Source organism: Pseudaquabacterium terrae (assembly GCF_013266755.1).
Taxonomy (GTDB): domain Bacteria; phylum Pseudomonadota; class Gammaproteobacteria; order Burkholderiales; family Burkholderiaceae_C; genus Pseudaquabacterium; species Pseudaquabacterium terrae.
Genome location: NZ_JABRWJ010000001.1, coordinates 120863 through 138578 on the forward strand (window position 1 = coordinate 120863; position 17716 = coordinate 138578).

Annotated in this window: 14 protein-coding genes and 1 pseudogene; 10 read left to right on the plus strand and 5 right to left on the minus strand. The window is 70.5% G+C overall.

What is annotated here, in order from left to right; all coding sequences use genetic code 11:
* Positions 1-10: 10 nt before the first annotated feature.
* From HLB44_RS00575 to HLB44_RS00590, 4 genes are read left to right on the plus strand one after another with little or no spacing between them, the layout of a single operon-like run.
* Entirely contained in the window at positions 11-1750 is a 1740-nt protein-coding gene (locus HLB44_RS00575; protein WP_173119541.1) for a diguanylate cyclase, read from the plus strand.
* A gap of 54 nt (positions 1751-1804) precedes the next feature.
* A complete protein-coding gene (locus tag HLB44_RS00580) occupies positions 1805-2179 on the plus strand; it encodes a LexA family protein (protein WP_173119543.1) in 375 nt (124 codons plus the stop codon).
* Between the two features lie 10 nt (positions 2180-2189).
* Positions 2190-3509: a Y-family DNA polymerase gene (locus HLB44_RS00585; RefSeq protein WP_173119545.1), complete on the plus strand. Its 1320-nt coding sequence runs from the start codon at positions 2190-2192 to the stop codon at positions 3507-3509.
* 51 nt (positions 3510-3560) lie between these two features.
* Positions 3561-4607: a thioredoxin family protein gene (locus HLB44_RS00590; protein WP_173119547.1), complete on the plus strand. Its 1047-nt coding sequence runs from the start codon at positions 3561-3563 to the stop codon at positions 4605-4607.
* Between the two features lie 32 nt (positions 4608-4639).
* Here HLB44_RS00590 and HLB44_RS00595 read toward each other — a convergent pair whose 3' ends face one another.
* Positions 4640-6022, minus strand: coding sequence for a sensor histidine kinase N-terminal domain-containing protein (locus tag HLB44_RS00595; protein ID WP_173119549.1), 1383 nt, complete (start codon positions 6020-6022; stop codon positions 4640-4642).
* Positions 6023-6026: 4 nt separating this feature from the next.
* Positions 6027-6701 (minus strand): response regulator, encoded by a 675-nt coding sequence (locus HLB44_RS00600; RefSeq protein WP_173119551.1) that lies wholly within the window; start codon positions 6699-6701, stop codon positions 6027-6029.
* A 163-nt stretch (positions 6702-6864) separates the two neighbouring features.
* Here HLB44_RS00600 and phnD (HLB44_RS00605) point away from each other — a divergent pair, with 163 nt between their 5' ends.
* The 4 genes from phnD (HLB44_RS00605) to phnE (HLB44_RS00620) are packed head-to-tail and all read left to right on the plus strand — an operon-like array spanning position 6865 to position 10219.
* A complete protein-coding gene (gene phnD / locus HLB44_RS00605; protein ID WP_173119553.1) occupies positions 6865-7854 on the plus strand; it encodes a phosphate/phosphite/phosphonate ABC transporter substrate-binding protein in 990 nt (329 codons plus the stop codon).
* 7 nt (positions 7855-7861) lie between these two features.
* Positions 7862-8629 carry a phosphonate ABC transporter ATP-binding protein gene (phnC, locus tag HLB44_RS00610; RefSeq protein ID WP_173119555.1) on the plus strand — a complete coding sequence of 256 codons (768 nt, stop codon included), beginning with the start codon at positions 7862-7864 and terminating at the stop codon, positions 8627-8629.
* Positions 8617-9405 carry a phosphonate ABC transporter, permease protein PhnE gene (gene phnE, locus HLB44_RS00615; protein ID WP_173119557.1) on the plus strand — a complete coding sequence of 263 codons (789 nt, stop codon included), beginning with the start codon at positions 8617-8619 and terminating at the stop codon, positions 9403-9405. The genes phnC and phnE (HLB44_RS00615) overlap by 13 nt, the downstream gene beginning before the upstream one ends.
* On the plus strand, positions 9398-10219 hold the full coding sequence (gene phnE, locus HLB44_RS00620; protein WP_173119559.1) for a phosphonate ABC transporter, permease protein PhnE: 822 nt from the start codon (positions 9398-9400) through the stop codon (positions 10217-10219). The genes phnE (HLB44_RS00615) and phnE (HLB44_RS00620) overlap by 8 nt, the downstream gene beginning before the upstream one ends.
* Positions 10220-10255: 36 nt before the next feature.
* Here the strand turns inward: phnE (HLB44_RS00620) and phnD (HLB44_RS00625) are convergent, their stop codons facing one another.
* A complete protein-coding gene (gene phnD, locus HLB44_RS00625; protein ID WP_425500755.1) occupies positions 10256-11236 on the minus strand; it encodes a phosphate/phosphite/phosphonate ABC transporter substrate-binding protein in 981 nt (326 codons plus the stop codon).
* Positions 11237-11360: 124 nt separating this feature from the next.
* On the opposite strand from phnD (HLB44_RS00625), the gene HLB44_RS00630 reads away from it, so the two are divergent.
* Together HLB44_RS00630 and HLB44_RS00635 are read left to right on the plus strand one after the other, a co-directional pair.
* Positions 11361-12281: a PhnD/SsuA/transferrin family substrate-binding protein gene (locus HLB44_RS00630; RefSeq protein WP_173119563.1), complete on the plus strand. Its 921-nt coding sequence runs from the start codon at positions 11361-11363 to the stop codon at positions 12279-12281.
* 38 nt (positions 12282-12319) lie between these two features.
* Positions 12320-13756, plus strand: a pseudogene (locus tag HLB44_RS00635) (methyl-accepting chemotaxis protein); the annotation flags it as partial.
* A 37-nt stretch (positions 13757-13793) separates the two neighbouring features.
* Here HLB44_RS00635 and HLB44_RS36935 read toward each other — a convergent pair.
* A complete protein-coding gene (locus HLB44_RS36935; RefSeq protein ID WP_246311999.1) occupies positions 13794-16616 on the minus strand; it encodes a sensor domain-containing protein in 2823 nt (940 codons plus the stop codon).
* A gap of 24 nt (positions 16617-16640) precedes the next feature.
* On the minus strand, positions 16641-17588 hold the full coding sequence (locus tag HLB44_RS00650) for a tripartite tricarboxylate transporter substrate binding protein (protein ID WP_173121243.1): 948 nt from the start codon (positions 17586-17588) through the stop codon (positions 16641-16643).
* Positions 17589-17716 lie beyond the last annotated feature (128 nt).

Below are 17716 nucleotides of genomic sequence, written 5' to 3' on the forward strand. Positions count from 1 at the left end.
GCTCTCCGCCATGCCCTTGCTGTGTCGCCTGCTGCTGATCCTCGTTCTCGCCTGCGGAGCGGCACCGGACGTTCGGGCCCAGGCGCCGCTGGCGCTCGATGACGCGGCCGGCCGCGTCGACGCCTGGCCCGCAATCACGGTGCTCGTCGAGCCCGCCGGGCCGCTCGGCCTGGAGCAGGCGCGTGCCGCGGCCGCGCAGTTCAAGCCACCCGGGGGCGCGCGCGGCTCGCTGGGCTTAAGCAAGGCGGGCGTGTGGCTGCGGCTGCCGCTGCGCGTGGCGCCCGGCTCCGATGGCCGCTGGGTGCTGGACATCGACTACCCGCCTTTGAACCGCGTCGACGTGCACCTGGTGACGGGCGGGCGCGCCGTGCGCAGCGTGACGCTGGGCAACCTGCAGCGCTTCGCCGATCGCCCGCTGGGCAGCCGAACGCTGGCCGTGCCGCTGGACCTGCCGCCGGACATGTCGCAAGGAGCAGAGGCTGAGCTGTGGCTGCGCGTGCAGGCCAGCGGCGGGCTGATCCTGCCGATCACGCTGTCGAAACCCGCCACCTTCCATGCCCTCGCGCTGCGCGAGCAATTGCTGCAGGGTCTGCTCGGCGGGCTGGGCCTGTTTCTCGTTCTCTACAGCCTGATGCAGTGGCTGACGCTGCGCGAGCACCTGTTCGGCAAGTACGCGCTGCTGACCAGCGCCAGCGTGATGTTCTCGGTGTTCCAGTTCGGCATCGGTGCGCAGGTGCTGTGGCCCGATCGGCCCTGGGTCGAGCTGCATGCCGGCGGGCTGTGTGCGCTGCTGGCCTCGGCCGGCTCGGCGCTGTTCGTCGAGCATGCGCTGCGGCCGCATCGCTGGCGCGGCTTCGCAGCGCTGATGAAGGGCGTGGCCGCGCTGCTGGTCACCGCCGCGGCCGCGTTTGCGCTGGACCTGCTCGACGTGCACCAGGTCAGCGCCGTCATCGGCACCTTGGGGCTCGCGCCGGCGCTGCTGGGCCTGCCCGGCGCGGTGGTGCTGGCGCGCCGCGGTGATGGCGTCGGCTGGGCGTTGCTGGCGGCGTGGCTGGGCTACTTCGTGGCGACCGCGGTGATGGTCGGCCTGATCCGCGGCCGCATCGACGCCGGTTTCTGGAGCCTGCATTCCTTTCAGCTCGGCGCCACGCTCGACATCCTGCTGTTCATGCGCGTGATCGCCCTGCGGCTGAAGGCGGTGCAGCTGGCCGCCCAGCGCGCGACGCGAGAGCGCGAGGCGCTGCTGTCGATGGCCCACGCCGATCCGCTGACCGGGCTGGCCAACCGCCGTGGCCTGCATGCGGCACTCGACCACGCGCTGCCGCGGGCCACGCCGCAGCGGCAGGTGGCGGTGTTCCTGCTCGACCTGGACGGCTTCAAGGCGGTCAACGACCAGCACGGCCACGAGGCCGGCGACGAGCTGCTCGTCGCGGTGGCGCGCCGCCTGCAGGCCAGCGTGCGCAGCGATGCCGGCGACCTGGTGGCGCGGCTGGGCGGCGACGAGTTCGTCATCGTCGTCGGCGGCCTGCGCGAAGAGCGTCAGGCGCGCGAGGTGGCCGATCACCTGCTGCGTTGTTTCACCGAACCCTTCGCGCTCGCCGGCGGCACGCCCTGCCGGCTCGGCACGACGATCGGCTTTGCGCTGGCGCCGGCGGACGGCGCCGAGACCGCGCTGCTGCTCAAGCGCGCCGATGCGGCGATGTACCGCGGCAAGCAAGGTGGGGCCAGCGTCGTCGCGCATGCGGGGTGACCTGCGGACTGGCCTGCGCGATACTGATGTTTTGTACAGTCTCCGGAGACTTCCATGGGCAGCAGCGTCGCCATCAGCTTCGGCTCGCCGGCCAGCGAAAGCGGCGTCACGCGGCTGGATCTCAACGACATCCTGATCCGCCATCCGCAGGCGGCCTTCCTGATGCGCATCGTCGGCGGCTCGATGCGCGATGCCGGTGTCGACGATGGTGACCTGGCCCTGATCGACCGGGCGATGAACGCGGCACACGGCCAGGTGGTGGTGGCCATCGTCGGCGACGAGTTGATCTGCCGCCGCCTGCACCAGCGCGGCGCCGACGTGCGCCTCCAAGCCGCCGATCCCGCCTGCCCCGACTGGGTGGCCGGTGATGGCGAAGAGCTGCAGATCTGGGGCGTCGTCACCCATGTGATCCGGCCGCTCGCGGCTTGAGGGGCGGCCCGTGTTCGCACTCGTCGACGTCAACAACATGTACGTCAGCTGCGAGCGGGTGTTTCGCCCGTCGCTGAACGCGCGCCCGGTGGTCGTGCTGTCGAACAACGACGGCGCCTGCATCGCCCGCAGCAACGAGGCCAAGGAGCTGGGCGTGCGCATGGCCCAGCCGTGGTTCGAGGTGCGGCATCTGGAGCGCACGGCCGGGCTGATCGCGCTGTCGGCCAACTTCGAGCTGTACGGCGACATGTCCGCCCGCATGATGGCGCTGGCCGCCGAGTTCGCGCCGCGGCAGGAGATCTACAGCATCGACGAATGCTTCCTCGACTTCGACGGCGTGCCGGGCGACCTGGCGGCGATCGGCCGCGCGCTGCGCAGCAAGGTGCTGCAATGGACCGGCCTGCCGACGAGCGTGGGCTTCGCGCCGACGAAGACGCTGGCGAAGCTGGCCAACCACGTCGCGAAGACGGCCGAGCGCAAGCCGGGCAGCTACCCGCGCGCGCTGGCCCAGGTGTGCAACTTCGGTGAGCTCACCGCGCCGCAGCTCGAGGCGGTGATGCGCGCCACCGAGGTCGGCGCCGTCTGGGGCATCGGGCGCAAGACCACCGCGCGTCTGAACGAGGGCGGCATCACCACCGTGCTCGACCTGCTGCGCGCCGACGCCTCGGCGCTGCGGCGCCAGTTCAGCGTCGTCATCGAGAAGACGGTGCGTGAGCTGCGCGGCACCGCGTGCATGAGCGTCGACGACGCGCCCGATGCCAATCAGCAGATCATGTGCTCGCGCTCGTTCGGCGCGCCGGTGACCGACCTGCCCACGCTGATCGAGGTGGCCAGCCAGTTCACGACCCAGGTGGCACGCAAGCTGCGCGACCAGCGCAGTGTGGCCGGTGCGGTGCAGGTGTTCATCGCCACCAGTCCGTACCGCCAGAACGACCGCCAGCACGCGCCGAGCGCGACGCTGCCCCTGCCCCGGCCCAGCGCCGACACCCGCGTGCTGATCGCGGCGGCCGTGCGCGCGCTGCGCAGCATCCATCGCCCCGGCTTCAACTACGTCAAGGCGGGCGTGATGCTGGTCGACCTGCAGCCGGAGGGCCAGCCGGACGCGACGCCGGATCTGTTCGGCTTCGATCCGCCGACCGACGCACCGCAGCGCAGCGCCGAGAAGCTGATGACCGCGCTCGATGCGCTGAACCAGCGCTTCGGGCGCGATGCCGTCACCGTCGCCAGCGCGGCACGCCACGGCGGACCCAGCGCGCACGCCTCGCGGCAGGAGCGGCGCTCGCCGCGCTACACGACGCGGCTCGACGAGATCGCCACGGCGCGCGCGTAGCCCTGCCACTACGATCGGCTCTCGAAACGTTGACCCCGGACCAGAAAGACGATGCACATCACCCGACGACTGCTCGCACGGCTGCATGCCTGCCTCGCCCTGCTCGCCCTGGCATCGCTGCTGCTCGCCGCCGGCCCGGCAGCGGCGCAGTTCACGCCGTCACCGCATGCCATCGACATCCCGCGCTGGTTCTCCAACAGCCTGCTCGACTTCAAGGACGAGATCCCGGAGGCGGCCCGCGAGGGCAAGCGCGTGCTGGTCTACTTCGGCCAGGACGGCTGCCCTTACTGCAAGGCGCTGATGAAGGCCAGCTTCGGGCCCGGTGCGATCACCGACAAGACGCGCAAGCACTTCGTCGCCATCGCGATCAACATCTGGGGCGATGCCGACGTCACCTGGATCGACGGCACGAAGACCACCGAGAAGGCGCTGGCGCGGATGCTCAAAGTGCAGTTCACGCCCACGCTGCTGTTCTTCGAGACCGACGGCAAGCTGGTGCTGCGCCTGAACGGCTACCTGCCGCCCGAGCGCTTCACGCACGTGCTGGACTACGTGATCCAGCGCCGCGACCGCGAGCAATCGCTGGCCGAGTACCTCAGCGCCCAGATGAAGGAGCCCGAGATCGCCGTCGACGGCCCGCGCCCCTACCTGATGCGCAACCCCGCCAACCTGGCGCGCGCCGGCCGCGGCCGGCCGCTGGCGGTGCTGTTCGAGTCCCCGTCGTGCAAGGCCTGCGCCGAGATGCACGCCGAGGCCTTCGCGCGCCCGTCGCTGCGCAGCCTGCTCGGCGGCTTCGACGTGGCGCGGTTGCTGCCCGGCGCGCCCGCCACGCTCATCACGCCCGACGGCCGCCGCACCGAGACGCGCAGCTGGGCCCGCGACCTGAACATCATGCTGTACCCGACGGTGGTCTTCTTCGACGCGCAGGGCCGCGAGGCCTTCCGCTTCGATGGCCACATGCGGCCGTTCCACATCGAGAGTGCGTTCGACTACGTCGCCAGCGGCGCGCACGCCCGCGAGCCGCAGTTCCAGCGCTTCGTGCAGGCGCGTGCCGAGAAGCTGCGCGAGCAAGGCAAGGCCGTGGATCTGTGGCGTTAGCAGGTTCCTGACGAGGCCGCTGCCGGGCCCGGTCACTCCGGCCACTGCACCCGCGCGTCGAGCCCCTGCACCGCCCCGTCGGCGGCGACACGATTGACGAGCTCGATGCGTGCCTGCATCGACTGCGCAATCTCCAGGCAGATCGACAGCCCGAGTCCGCTGCCGCCAATGCCGTGCGCGGCCGCAAACGGTTGGAACAGCCACGCGCGCATGTCCTCGCTGATGCCCGGGCCGCTGTCCCAGACGGTCAGCTCGGCGCCCTGCGCTGCGTCGTGGCGCAATCGGATGCCCAGCGCACCGCCGGCCGGGGTGTGGCGGATCGCATTGCTCAGCAGGTTGCGCACCAGCTCGCCGGCCATCCAGCCGTTGCCGCGCACGATCACCGCGCTGCCGGTGTCGAGCGAACAGTCGATGTGCTTGGCGGCCAGCAGCGGCGACATCTCGATCACCGCTTCCTGCGCGATCTGATTCATGTCCAGCGGCTGCGCCTGCTCGGCACTGCGCATCGTTTCCAGCCGCACCTTGTTGAGCAACTGATTGGCCAGGTGCGTCGTGCGGTCGACGGTGCGCAGCATCTCCGGCAGCACCACCTCCACCGGCGCATCACCGCCCATGGCGGACTGCAATTGCGTCTTCAATACCGTCATCGGCGTGCGCAATTGGTGCGACGCGTCGGCGATCAATCGCTGCTGCTGCAGCAGCATCTGGCGCTGGCGCAGGAACAGCGCATTCATCTCGTCGATCACCGGCTCCAGCTCCTCCGGCCCATGCGTCGTCAGCGCGCTGGTGGCTTCCGCGCTGCGCTGCTTCAGCTCGTTGCCCAGCGCGGCCAGCGGCCGCAGCGCCTGGCGCACCACGGCCCAGATCGTCGCTGCGATCACCAGCATCAGCACCGCCTGGCGGACCAGCATGCTCTGCAGCAAGGTCGCGGCCGAGGCCTGGCGCGCCTCCAGCGTCTCGCCCACCAGCACCAGCGCCACGCCCTGCCCCTGCGAGGTCTCGATCGGCTGGTACAGCGCCGTCACCTGCACCGGCTTGCCGTCGACATCGGCGCGAAAGCTCTGCCGCAGTTCGCGCGGCGCGCTCGCTGCCGTCGCGGGCGGCGGCGGCAGCTCGGCGTCCCCCGCGACATGGCGGCCGTCGAAGCCGATCACGCGGTAGAAGACGCGGCTGCCGCCGGCGCCTTCGAGCGCCTCGATCATCGCCAGCGGCACGCTGACGCTCAGCACGTCGCGCTCGACGCGCAGCAGGTCGCCGATCTGCTGCGCGGTGGCCTGCAGCAGCCGGTCATGTGCGGCGGCGGTGGTGCGCAGCGTGCTGTCGTAGAGGCTCGCGACGTCGATCGCCATCAGCAGCGCGATCGGCCCCAGCGTGGCCGCCAGCAGGTAACGCTTGAGGTTGGCGGGGCGCTTCACCGCCTCACGCCGCCGCCTTCGGCGCATCGCACAGCAGGTAGCCGACGCCGCGCAAGGTCATGATCTCGACGCCGGTGCCGGCGAGCTTGCGGCGCAGGCGGTGCACGATGACTTCCAGCGCATCGGGCTGCACGGTCTCGCCGGCGGCGAAGACCAGCGCGAACAACCGGTCGCGCGTGACACCGTGGCCGGGCCGCGCGATCAGCGCCTTCAAAAGGGCGCTCTCGCGCGGCGACAGATCCAGCGGCTTGGTCTCGTGCAGGAAGATGCCGGCGCGCTTGTCATAGCGCAGCGCGCCGCAGGCCAGTTCGTCGCTGCTGCCGCCGCGGCGCACCAGCGCGCGCAGGCGCGCCTCGAGCTCGTCGAGGTCGAAGGGCTTGGCCAGGTAGTCGTCGGCGCCGGCATTCAGCCCGACGATGCGGTCACCCACGGCGCCGCGCGCGGTGAGCACCAGCACCGGCGTCCAGTCCTCGTGGTTGCGCAGGCGCTGCAGCACGCGCAGGCCGTCGATGCCGGGGATCGACAGGTCGAGCAGGATGGCGTCGAAATCGTGGTGCCGCGTCAGGTTCAGCGCCTCGACACCATCGATGCAGACGACCACCTCGAAGCCGCGGCGAAAGAGCGCGCGCGTCAGCGCGCCGGAGAGGTCGAGGTCGTCCTCGACGAGCAGGATCTTCATGCCCGCAAGCGTGCGCCAAAGCGACGCGCCGGCTCGCCAGGGAAAGCCCGATGCAAATCGAAAGGCAGCCGAAAGCCTGTGGCAATGGTCTCGAAAGAACCCGCCCCACGGACCGGGCCGCGCTCCCTAGAGTGCAGCCATCCCGAACCGCAGGAGACAACGCATGATCCGCACCCTCGCCGCCGCCGCGCTCTGCGCTGCAGCCCTCATCGCCCCGGCCCATGCGCAGGATGTCTGCGCCAACCGCGGCGACCTCGACGCGCAGTACTGCGATCTGAACAAGGACCTGACCGCCGACCCGCCCGCCGAAGCCGCGCGGCTGAAGGTGCCGAACACGCTGGTCTTCACCTACACGCCGGTCGAGGACCCGGCCGTCTACGAGAAGGCCTTCAAGCCCTTCACCGATCACCTGGCGCAATGCACCGGCAAGCGGGTGCTGTACTACCAGGTGCAGTCGAATGCGGCCGAGATCGAGGCGATGCGCGCGGGCCGGTTGCACGTCGCCGGCTTCTCGACCGGGCCGACGGCTTTCGCAGTCAACATCGCCGGCGCGGTGCCCTTCGCCGTCAAGGGTTATGCCGACCGCTACCAGGGCTACCAGCTGCTGCTGATCGTGCGCAAGGACAGCCCGTTCCAGAAGCCGGCGGACCTGAAGGGCAAGAAGCTCGCGCACACCTCGCCGTCGTCGAACTCGGGGCACATGGCGCCGCTGGCGCTGTTCCCGAAACAGGGGCTGGTGCCGGAGAAGGACTACCGCATCGTCTTCTCGGGCAAGCACGACCAGTCGGTGATGGGCGTGATGAGCGGCGACTACGACGCCGCTGCGGTGGCCTCCGATGTCTTCGAGCGCATGGCGCGCCGCGGCGAGGTGAAGGAAGACGACTTCCGCATCCTCTACCGCAGCGAGAAGTTCCCGACCTCGTCCTTCGCCTATGCGCACGACCTCGAGCCCAGCTTCCGCGACAAGATGCTGAAGTGCTTCTACGACTACCGCTTCACGCCGGAGATGCAGAAGGCCTTCGACGGCGCCGACCGCTTCACGCCCATCACCTACCAGAAGGATTTCGCGATCGTGCGCCACGTCGCCGAAGCGGCGGGCGAGAAGTTCAACCGCGCGGCCTATGAACGCGAAGCCGCCAAGGCCAAGAAGTGAGCCAAGCATGCATGCACTCGACATCCGCGGCCTGAGCAAGGCCTACACGCCGGGCAAGCCGGTGCTCAAGGGCATCGACCTGCATATACAAGGCGCCGGGCTGACGGCGATCATCGGCCCCTCGGGCACCGGCAAGTCGACGCTCCTGCGTTGCATCAACCGGCTCGTCGACCCGAGCGCGGGCTCGATCTGCCTGCACTCGCGCGGCGAGCGCATCGAGTTGAGCGCGCTCAGTGGCCGCGCGCTGCGCCACAGCCGTCGCCGCATCGGCATGGTGTTCCAGGAATACAACCTGGTCGAGCGGCTGACGGTGATGGAGAACCTGCTGACCGGGCGGCTCGGCTACGTCGGCGCGTGGAATGCGTGGCGGCGGCACTTTCCGCACGAGGACATTGCGCGTGCGTTCGCGCTGCTGGAGACGGTGGGGCTGGCGGGCTTCGCGAACCAGCGCGCCGATGCGCTCTCGGGCGGCCAGCGCCAGCGCGTGGGCATTGCACGCGCCTTGATGCAGCAGCCCGACGTGCTGCTGGCCGACGAGCCGACCTCGTCGCTCGACCCGAAGACGTCGGTCGAGATCATGACGCTGCTGCGCGACTTGGGGCGTGCGCAGCACGTGCCGGTGATCGTCAACATCCACGACGTCGAACTGGCGCGGCGTTTTGCCGACCGCATCGTCGGCATGTCCGGCGGCGGCATCGTCTACGACGGTGATCCGGCCGGCCTGACCGATGCGCTGCTGCAGACGATCTACGGTGGTGAGTCATGGTTGCAGTGAGTGCGCCGTCGACTCCCTTTCGGGCCAGCGCCGCAAGCCGCGCGGCGCTGCTCGGCGTCGCGCTCTATGCGCTGTATGCGCTGAGCCGGCTCGAGGTCTCGTGGCCGCGATTCCTGACCGGCCTCGACCAGGGCGCACGGCTGCTCGGCAAGATGTTCCCGCCCGATCTGCGCAAGGGCGACATCCTGTTCTCGGGCATGGTCGAGAGCCTGCAGATTGCCGTGCTGGCCTCGCTGCTCGGCATCCTGATCAGCCTGCCGCTGGGCCTGCTGGGCGCGCGCAACCTGATGCCCGCGGGCGTCAGCTGGACGGCGCGCGGCGTCGTCGCGCTGTGCCGCTCGCTGCATCCGGTGATCGTCGCGATCCTGTTCGTCAAGGCGGTCGGCTTCGGCGCGCTGGCCGGCGTGCTGGCGCTCACCGTCGGCTCGATCGGCTTCATCGGCAAGCTCTTCGCAGAGGCGATCGAGGAGATCTCGCCCAAGCAGGTGGAAGCGGTGCGCGCCACCGGCGCGTCGTTCGCCAACGTCGTGCTGTTCGGCGTGCTGCCGCAGGTGCTGTCGCGCTTCGTCGGCTTCGCCACCTACCAACTCGATTCGAACCTGCGCAATTCGACGATGGTCGGCATCGTCGGCGCCGGTGGCATCGGCGGCGCGCTGTTCGCGGCCTTCCAGCGTTTCGACTACGGCTTCGTGTTCACGATCCTCGCGACCATCGTCGCGCTGATCCTGTGCGCGGAGCTGCTGACCCAACAGGTGAAAAAGGTGTTCCATGTCTGAAGCGGCCCTGCCGCCACACACGCTGGGCGCGCCGCAGTGGCAGCGGCACACGCCCGCGCAGCGCTGGCTGCGCTGGACGGTGTGGTTCGTGATCGTGCTCGCCGCGGCGCTGTCGCTGCGCCACATCGAGATCGTTCCGGAGTTCCTGGCCGATGCGCCGGCGCAGATGGGCGACCTGGTGCAGCGCATGTGGCCGCCCGACTGGCGCCACTACCCGAAAGGCATCCACGATGCGCTGGTCGAGACGCTGCACATCGCGACGCTCGGCACGCTGCTGTCGCTGCTGCTGGCGGTGCCGTTCGGCCTGATGGTGGCACCGAACCTGACGCGCCACCGCGGGCTGAACTTCTTTGCACGGCTGGTGCTGGTGTCCTCGCGCTCGGTCAATTCGCTGGTCTGGGCGTTGCTCTTCGTCGCGGTCTTCGGGCCCGGCGCGCTGGCCGGTGCGCTGGCGATCGGCTTTCGCTCAATCGGCTTCGTCGGCAAGCTGCTCGGCGAGGCGATCGAGCAATCACCACGCGGGCCGATCGAGGCGCTGGAAGCCGCCGGCGCCGGCTGGTGCGCGCGCATCGGCTACGGTTATTGGCCGCAATTGAAGCCGGCGTTCTGGTCGATCGTGTTATTGCGCTGGGACATCAACGTGCGTGAATCGGCGGTGCTCGGTCTGGTCGGCGCCGGTGGCATCGGCATGGTGCTGGACACCGCGATGAACCTGTTTCAATGGGACCGCGTCGCCGCGGTGCTGCTGGCGATCTTCACGGTCGTGGTGATGGCCGAGGTGGTGGTGACGCAGGTGCGGCAGCGCGTGCTGTAACACGTGCCGCTTGGAGCGGCCGGCGGAGGGAGAGGGTTACTTCGCCGGCCGCGCCGCACTGTCATAGGCCTTGCGGTCGAAACGTTCGCCGACACCTTCGGCCACCTGGCGCACGATCGCCCAGTCGCGCTGGTAGCGCACCGGCACGAATCGATCGGCCTGCTGGAATTCACGCCGCATGTCGTCGGCGAAGCGGTAGTCGTAGAAGCATTTCAGCAGCTTGTCGCGCAATGCGGGCTCGAGGTCGTGCGCATAGGCCACCGCTTCGGTCGGAAACGGCGCGCTCTCATAGAGCACGCGCAATTCGGTGCCGCGCAATTGGCCGCGGCGCTGCATGCGCTGCAGCACGTCGGACGCCACGGCGGCGGCGTCGTATTCGCCGCGCACGACGCCGAGGATCGAATGGTCGTGCTTGCCGGAGTAGACGATGCGGTAGTCGTCGCCGGGCACCAGCCCCTGCGCCGGGAACAGCGCGCGCGGCGCGAGATTGCCGGAATTGGAGGTTGGCGAGGTGTGCGCGACACGCTGGCCTTTCAAATCGCCCGGCTTCTGGAATGCGCTGTCCTTGCGCACGATCAGCATCAGCTTGTAGCCCTGCGCGCCTTGCGCATCACCCTTCACGGCGAACGGCACGGCGCCGGCGATGTTGACGGCAAACGCCGTCGGCCCGGTCGAGAACCAGGCCACCTGCACGCGGCCGCTGCGCATCGCCTCGATCTGCGCGGCATTGCTCTGCACCGGGAAATAGACGACACGACGGCCGACGCATTGCGACAGGTGCGCGGTCAGCGGGCGCAGCAGGCGCTCGTACAGCGTGGGCTCCTCGATCGGCGTGTAGGTGAAGGCAATGGTGTGCGGCGCGCGCCAGCGCCGGCGATCGGCGGGCGGATCGGCCACCAGGTCGCGATCGGCATCGCAATACGGCGCATCGAGGTCGCCGCGGTGGCGGCATTCGTCAGCGGCGAATGCGCCGGTGATTGCGCCGAGCAGCAGCCCCAACGTGACGAAGTGCCGCACACGCGCAAATCCCGAGTGCTTCTGAAATGAATCCGAAAGGTCTTCGACAGCCGGCTGCAAGCGCGGACCAGACAGCACGGGCCTGGCTGGCCTACGCTGGGGCATCGGTGTGCAGGAGCAGGTCATGAGCACAAGTTTCCAGAGGCACGGACTCGGCATTCTGCTGGCCACCCTGTGCGCGTCATCATACGGGCCGACCGCCGATGCGGCGACCCCGCGCACGCGCCTCGCAGTGGCCTTCCCGAAGACCTACAACCGCGTCGAGACGGCGATGCTCTACGGCGGCTACCTGAAGCGGCTGGCGCAGTGCGCCAACGTCGAGCTGGTGAACCTGCGCGGCGAGCCGGTGAGCGAGCGCTTCGATGCGCTGGACCTGCTGCCCGAGAGCGAGCTCGTCACCCACATGCGCACCGGCCGGCTGCAGCTGGCGCAGTTCTTCACCGGGCTGGTGCCGGCGGCGATCGACGAAGGCCAGGGCGAGGCCTTCGCGGTGCGCGGCGACACCACGAGCGGCCGCTACGGCTCGTACCGGCTGCACCTGATCGTGCGCGCCGACAGCAGCTACCTGCGGCCGCCCGACCTCACCGGCACGCGCATCGCGCACTCGTCGGTGCGCTCGAACTCCGGCAACCTGGCGCCGCGCGCGCTGTTCCCGGCCATCGGCCTGGTGCCCGAGCGCGACTATGAGGTGGTCTACTCCGGCAACCACGAGCGCTCGATCGTCGGCACCTTCTACGGCTTCTGGAAAGGCGCGGCCGTGGCCAGCGACCAGTTCGAACGCATGGTGCGCAAGGGCGAGATCAAGCCGCAGGACTTTCGCGTGCTGTGGGCCAGCGAGCCCTTTCCGGTCGAGGCGATGGTGATGAGCCGCCAGCTCGCGCCCGACGTGCAGCAGCGCGTGCGCCAGTGCACCTACGGCTACCGCTTTCCGGCCAAGGCCAGCAGCCTGCTCGACGGCGCCGATGGCTTCGTGCCGATCGATGCCGAACGCGCCTTCGCCGGCGTGCGCCTGGTGCTCGAGCGCACCAGGGCCTCGACACGGTGATCGCGCGGTGATCACGCGCTGAATCGAGGAGAGCCGCGATGCGACTGCCGTTCCGCCTGCCCTTCCCACCCTTCCCCCGCTTCACGCTGCTGTTGCGGCTGAGACTCGCGCAGCGCCTGGCGCTCGGCTTCGGCCTCGTGCTGGCGCTGCTCGCAGTGCTGCTCGGCGTCGCGCTGATGACGATGGACCGCATGGCCGCGCGCACGACGGTCATCGTCGAGGTGCAAAACCAGCGCATCGCCTTGGCCGGCGAGATGATCCGCGCGGTCGACGAGGTGTCGATCACGCTGCGCAACCTGGTGCTGATCCCGTGGGTCGACGAGCTGCCGAGCGAGGTCACGCGGATGAAGAAGGCGCTGTCGCGCTACGACGCCGCGCGGCGCGCCTTCATTGCGCTGGCTGGCAACGAGGCCACCGATGCAACGGTGGCCAAGCACCTGGCCGCACTCGAGCTCGCCGAGCGCGATGCGCGGCCGATCGGCGAGCAGGTCGCGCAGCTCGCGCTGGCCGACAAGAAAGACGATGCAACGACGCTGGTGACGCTGGAGCTGCGCCAGGTGCAATCCGCGTGGGTCGCGCAGATCGACGAGCTGCGCGCGCGGGAGGTCGCGCGCAGCACGCAGGCGCAGGCCTTCAGCCAGCGCGCCTACCGCAGCGCCGCCGGCGGGCTGCTCGGGCTCTCGCTGCTGGCGCTGCTGATCGGCGGCGCCGCGGCGTGGTCGATCTCGCGCAGCGTGACGCGGCCGATCGCGCAAGCCGTGGCGGTGGCCGAGCGCATCGCCGGCGGCGACCTGTCGGTGCCGATCGTCAGCACGGCACGCGACGAGACCGGCCAGCTGCTCGCCGCGCTGGCGCGCATGCAGGCGGCGCTGGCGGCGCTGGTCGGCGAAGTACGCGGCACCACCGACCACGTTGCCGGCGCGAGCCGCGAGATGGCCGGCGGCAGCCGCGACCTGTCGCAGCGCACCGAGCTCGCCGCGGCACGGCTGCAGCACACCGCGTCGACGACGCAGCAGCTCGCCGGCGCGCTCGGCGCGTCGGCGCGCACCGCGCAGGAGGCGCACGCGCTGGCCAGCGGCGCCTCGCAAGTGGCGCTGCGCGGCGGCGAGGCGATGCGCAGCGTGATGGGGCGCATGGCGACGATCAGCACCTCGTCGCGCCGCATCGCCGACATCAGCGGCGTGATCGATGCGATCGCCTTCCAGACGCATCTGCTGGCCTTGAATGCCGCCGTCGAGGCGGCGCGCGCCGGTGACGCCGGCCGCGGCTTCGCGGTCGTCGCCGGCGAGGTGCGTGAGCTCGCACAGCGCTGCGGCCAGGCGGCGCAGCAGATCAAGGGCCTGACCGAGGACTCGGCCGGCGAAGTGCGCGCCGGCCTGCAGACCGCCGAGCAGGCGCGCGCGACGATGGATCACATCGTCGCCGCGGTCGAGCGCGTGCTCGCCGGCGTCGGCACGATCAGCACGGCGGCGCAGCAGCAGAGCGCCGGCTTGGCCGACGTGAGCCGCGCGGTCAACGAGCTCGATCAGATGACGCAGCAGAACGCGGCGCTGGTCGAGCAGACGGCGGCCGCGGCGGCGGCGCTGCAGGAGCAGGCGGACCGGCTGGGGGATCGGGTGGCGGTGTTTCGAACCAACGCGCCATGACGCCGGCCGAATGCTCACCGACGAGCAGCCGCACGCAATCGTCCGCCGTCATCGGCTTGGCGAAGTAGAAGCCCTGCACTTCGTCGCACTGGTGCGCGCGCAGGAAGTCGAGCTGCTCGCGCGTCTCGACGCCTTCGGCCACGACCTTCAGCTTCAGCCGGTGCGCGAGCTCGATGATGGCGACGGTGATCGCCGCGTCGTCGGCATCGACGGTGACGTCGCGCACGAAGGTGCGGTCGATCTTCAGCGTGTCGAGCGCGAAGCGCTTCAGGTGGCTCAGGCTCGAGTAGCCGGTGCCGAAATCGTCGACCGACAGGCGCACGCCGAAAGAGCGCAGGTTGCGCAGCGTGCGCGCAGCCGCCTCGGGGTCGCTCATCAGCATCGATTCGGTCAGCTCGAGCTCGATCAGGCCGGCGTCGATGCCGCTCGCGCGCACCAGCGCGCCGATCGTCGCGTCGAGCTCGCGCTGCTGGAACTGCCGCGCCGACAGGTTGATCGCCACCGGCCGCACCGCCATGCCCGCGGCCTGCCAGGCGGCCAGCTGCTCGCAGACCGTGCGCACGACCCATTCGCCGACCGGGATGATCAGGCCCGTCTCTTCGAGGCTCGGAATGAAGCGCAGCGGCGGCACCAGGCCGCGCACCGGATGCTGCCAGCGCAGCAGCGCCTCGAAGCCGGCGAGCGCGCCGGTGGCCAGGCAGATCTTCGGCTGGTACTGCAGAACAAACTCACGCCGCTCCAGCGCGCCGCGCAATTCGGTCTGCAATTGCAGGCGTTCCGGCGCCTGCTCGTTCATCGCCGGCAGGTAGCCCTGGCTCGCGTTGCGGCCCTGCTCCTTGGCGCGGTACATCGCCGTGTCGGCATTGCGCAGCAGCAGGTCGGCCTCGTCGCCATCACGCGGATAGAGCGCGATGCCGATGCTGGCCGACACGTGCACCGCCTGGCCGTCGAGCACGAAGGGGCGCGACAGCGCGGCGATGATCTTCTGCGCAACGTGCGCGGCATCGTCGGCATGCGTGAGCTGCGACAGCACGGCGGCGAATTCGTCGCCGCCGAGCCGGGCCACGGTGTCGCTTGCGCGCACGCACTCCTTCAGGCGCTGCGCGGCCTGGATCAGCAGCTCGTCGCCGGCCTTGTGGCCCAACGTGTCGTTGACCATCTTGAAGCGGTCGAGGTCGATGAACAGCACGGCGCCGATCCAGCCATGGCGCTGCGCCTGCGCCAGCGCCTGGCCGAGGCGGTCCATCAGCAGCGAGCGGTTCGGCAGGCCGGTCAGCGGATCGAACTGCGCCAGCCAGGTCAGCCGCACCTCGGTGCGGTGGCGGTCCATCGCGGTGGCCAGCGCATTGGCCAGGCTTTGCAGGAAGGCGTGACTCTCGCGCGGGAACTCGCGCTGTGAATCCGCGAGCGCGGCGAGCACGCCGTAGTCGCCGTCACGGCCACTGATCGGCGCCTCGATCGCGCTGCTGGCGCCCTGCAGCTGCGGCAATTCGCCCTCCGATACCGGCGCGAGGGCGCCGTCCGACACCGGCGCGAAGGCGCCCTCCGACGCCTGCGGGCGCAGCAGCACGTCGCAGCGGTCCACGCCGAGCCCGGCGGCCGCGGCCTTGCTGGCCTGCTCGAGCAGCGCCTCGAGCCCGACGTTGGCCAGCGCCTGCTGGCCGAACGCGGCGATCAGCCCCTGCTGCAGCGCCTGGCGCTCGAAGCGCGCCTCGCTCTCGCGCAGGCTGTCCTCGCGCTGCTTGCGCTGCAGGAACAGGCCGATCTGGCCGCCGATCACGCTGAAGGCCTCGAGCAGCCGCGGCTCGGGCTCGCGCACGACGCGGCTGACGAAGGACATCACGCCGATGCCCCGCCCCTGCGAGATCACCGGGAACATCGACGCGCCGTGCAGGTTCAGCCCCGGCCCGAGCTGCGCCTGCAGCACATGCTTGCGCTGCGTCAGGTCGGCCACCCACAGCGGCTGCCCCGTGGCCCAGGCGCGGCCGACCATGCCGGCGCCGGCGGCGAACACCGCCCCTTCGCTGGACTGCATGTGCGGCCCGAGCAGGCTGCCCGGCACGCACCACGACGCCGCGAAGCGCAGCACGCCGGCCGCGTCATCGGCGCGCCAGTAGCGGCCGTACTCCCAGCCCTCGGTCTCGCAGATCGCCTGGATCACGGTCTTCAGCGCCACGCCGACATCGTCGGCATCGGCCAGGCAGCGCGCCACCGCATGCTCCAGGCGCAGCAGGCTCTCCTCGCGCGTGCGCTCGGTGATGTCGCGGGCGATGCCGCGGTAGCCGCGGAAACGGCCCTGCTCGTCGACGATCGGGCGGCCGCTGATGCTGACGACGTGCAGCCCGCCGCCGTCGTCACGGCGCTGGTAGCGCAGGTCGTGGAACGGCAGCCGCGCCGCCTGCGCCGCACGCTGGGCGAAGCGGACCTCGTCGCTCATCGTCGCCCCGGGCAGCTGCCACGGCGCCAGGCCGGCGTGCCGCCCGTCGTGCCAGACCGGGGCCGCCGATTCGGCACCGGTGCAGGCGATGAAACGCAGCGCCGCGTCCTGCTCCCAGTACCAGTCGCAGGCCATCGCCGTCAGGTCGCGGAACCGCGCCTCGCTGTCGCGCAGCGAGTGCAGGACCCCGTGCAGCGGCGCGGCGTCCGGGTCAGGCGGCGGGGGGCCCTGGGCGGGCAGGCACGAGCTCATCCGAGGCGGCAACTCCTTCGCCGCCTATTCGACGCTGATGCGGCGCTCCTTGATGATGCGGGCCCAACGAGCGCGGTCTCTGGCGACAAATTCGGCAAAATCTGCAGCTGTGTGGGCCCGCACCGGCTCGGCGCCGAAGCCGGCCAGCCGTTCGCGGACCTCGTTCATCCGCAGCACCGCGCCGAGCTCGGCGTTGAGCCGGCTGACCAGCGCCGGGGGTAGGCCCTTCGGGCCGTAGAGGCCGAACCAGGTCGTCGCCTCGTAACCCGGCAGCCCCGATTCGGCGACGGTGCGCACGCCCGGCACCAGCGCGCTGGGCGCTGCGCTGGTGATGGCCAGCGCCTTCAGCTTGCCGTCGCGCACATGGGGCAGGCCCGACACCACACTCTCGAACACCATGTGCACCTGCCCGGCCAGCAGGTCGTTGATCGCGAACGACGTACCGCGGTACGGGATGTGCGTGACGAAGACGCCGGCCTGCGCCTTGAAGGCCTCGGTCATCAGGTGGACGATGGTGCCGTTGCCGCTCGAACCGTAGTTCAGCTGGCCCGGCCGCGCTTTCGCGTAGGCGATCAGCTCGCCCATCGAGCTCACCGGCAGCGTCGACGGCACCAGCACCAGGCTCGGTGCCTGGGCGAGTTGCAGGATCGGCGTGAAGTCGGTGTCGGCGCGGTACGGCAGCTTCGGGTTCAGCTCGGGTCCGATGGCGTGCGTGCTGCTGGTGGCCAGCAGCAGCGTGTAGCCGTCGGGCGCCGCGCGCGCCACCTCGGCCGAGCCGATCGACCCGCCCGCGCCGGCCCGGTTGTCGACCAGCACGGTCTGGCCGAGCCGCTGCGACAGCTTGTCGACCGTGGCGCGCGCGATCAGGTCGGTGGCACCCCCGGCAGGAAACGGCACGATCAGCCGGATCGGTCGGTTCGGATAGTCGGCCTGCGCCCGCGCCGGTGCGGCGCACGCTGCCAGCGCCGCCATGCCGAGCAGCAGGCGGCCGGCGGCGCGGCGGCCGCCCGTCTTGATCGTTATCGGCACGTTGGGCCTCCTCCTGCGTCGGCGAGCTCGCGCTTCGGGTGGCGGCCATTGTGCGCCGCTGCTGCCAGGGC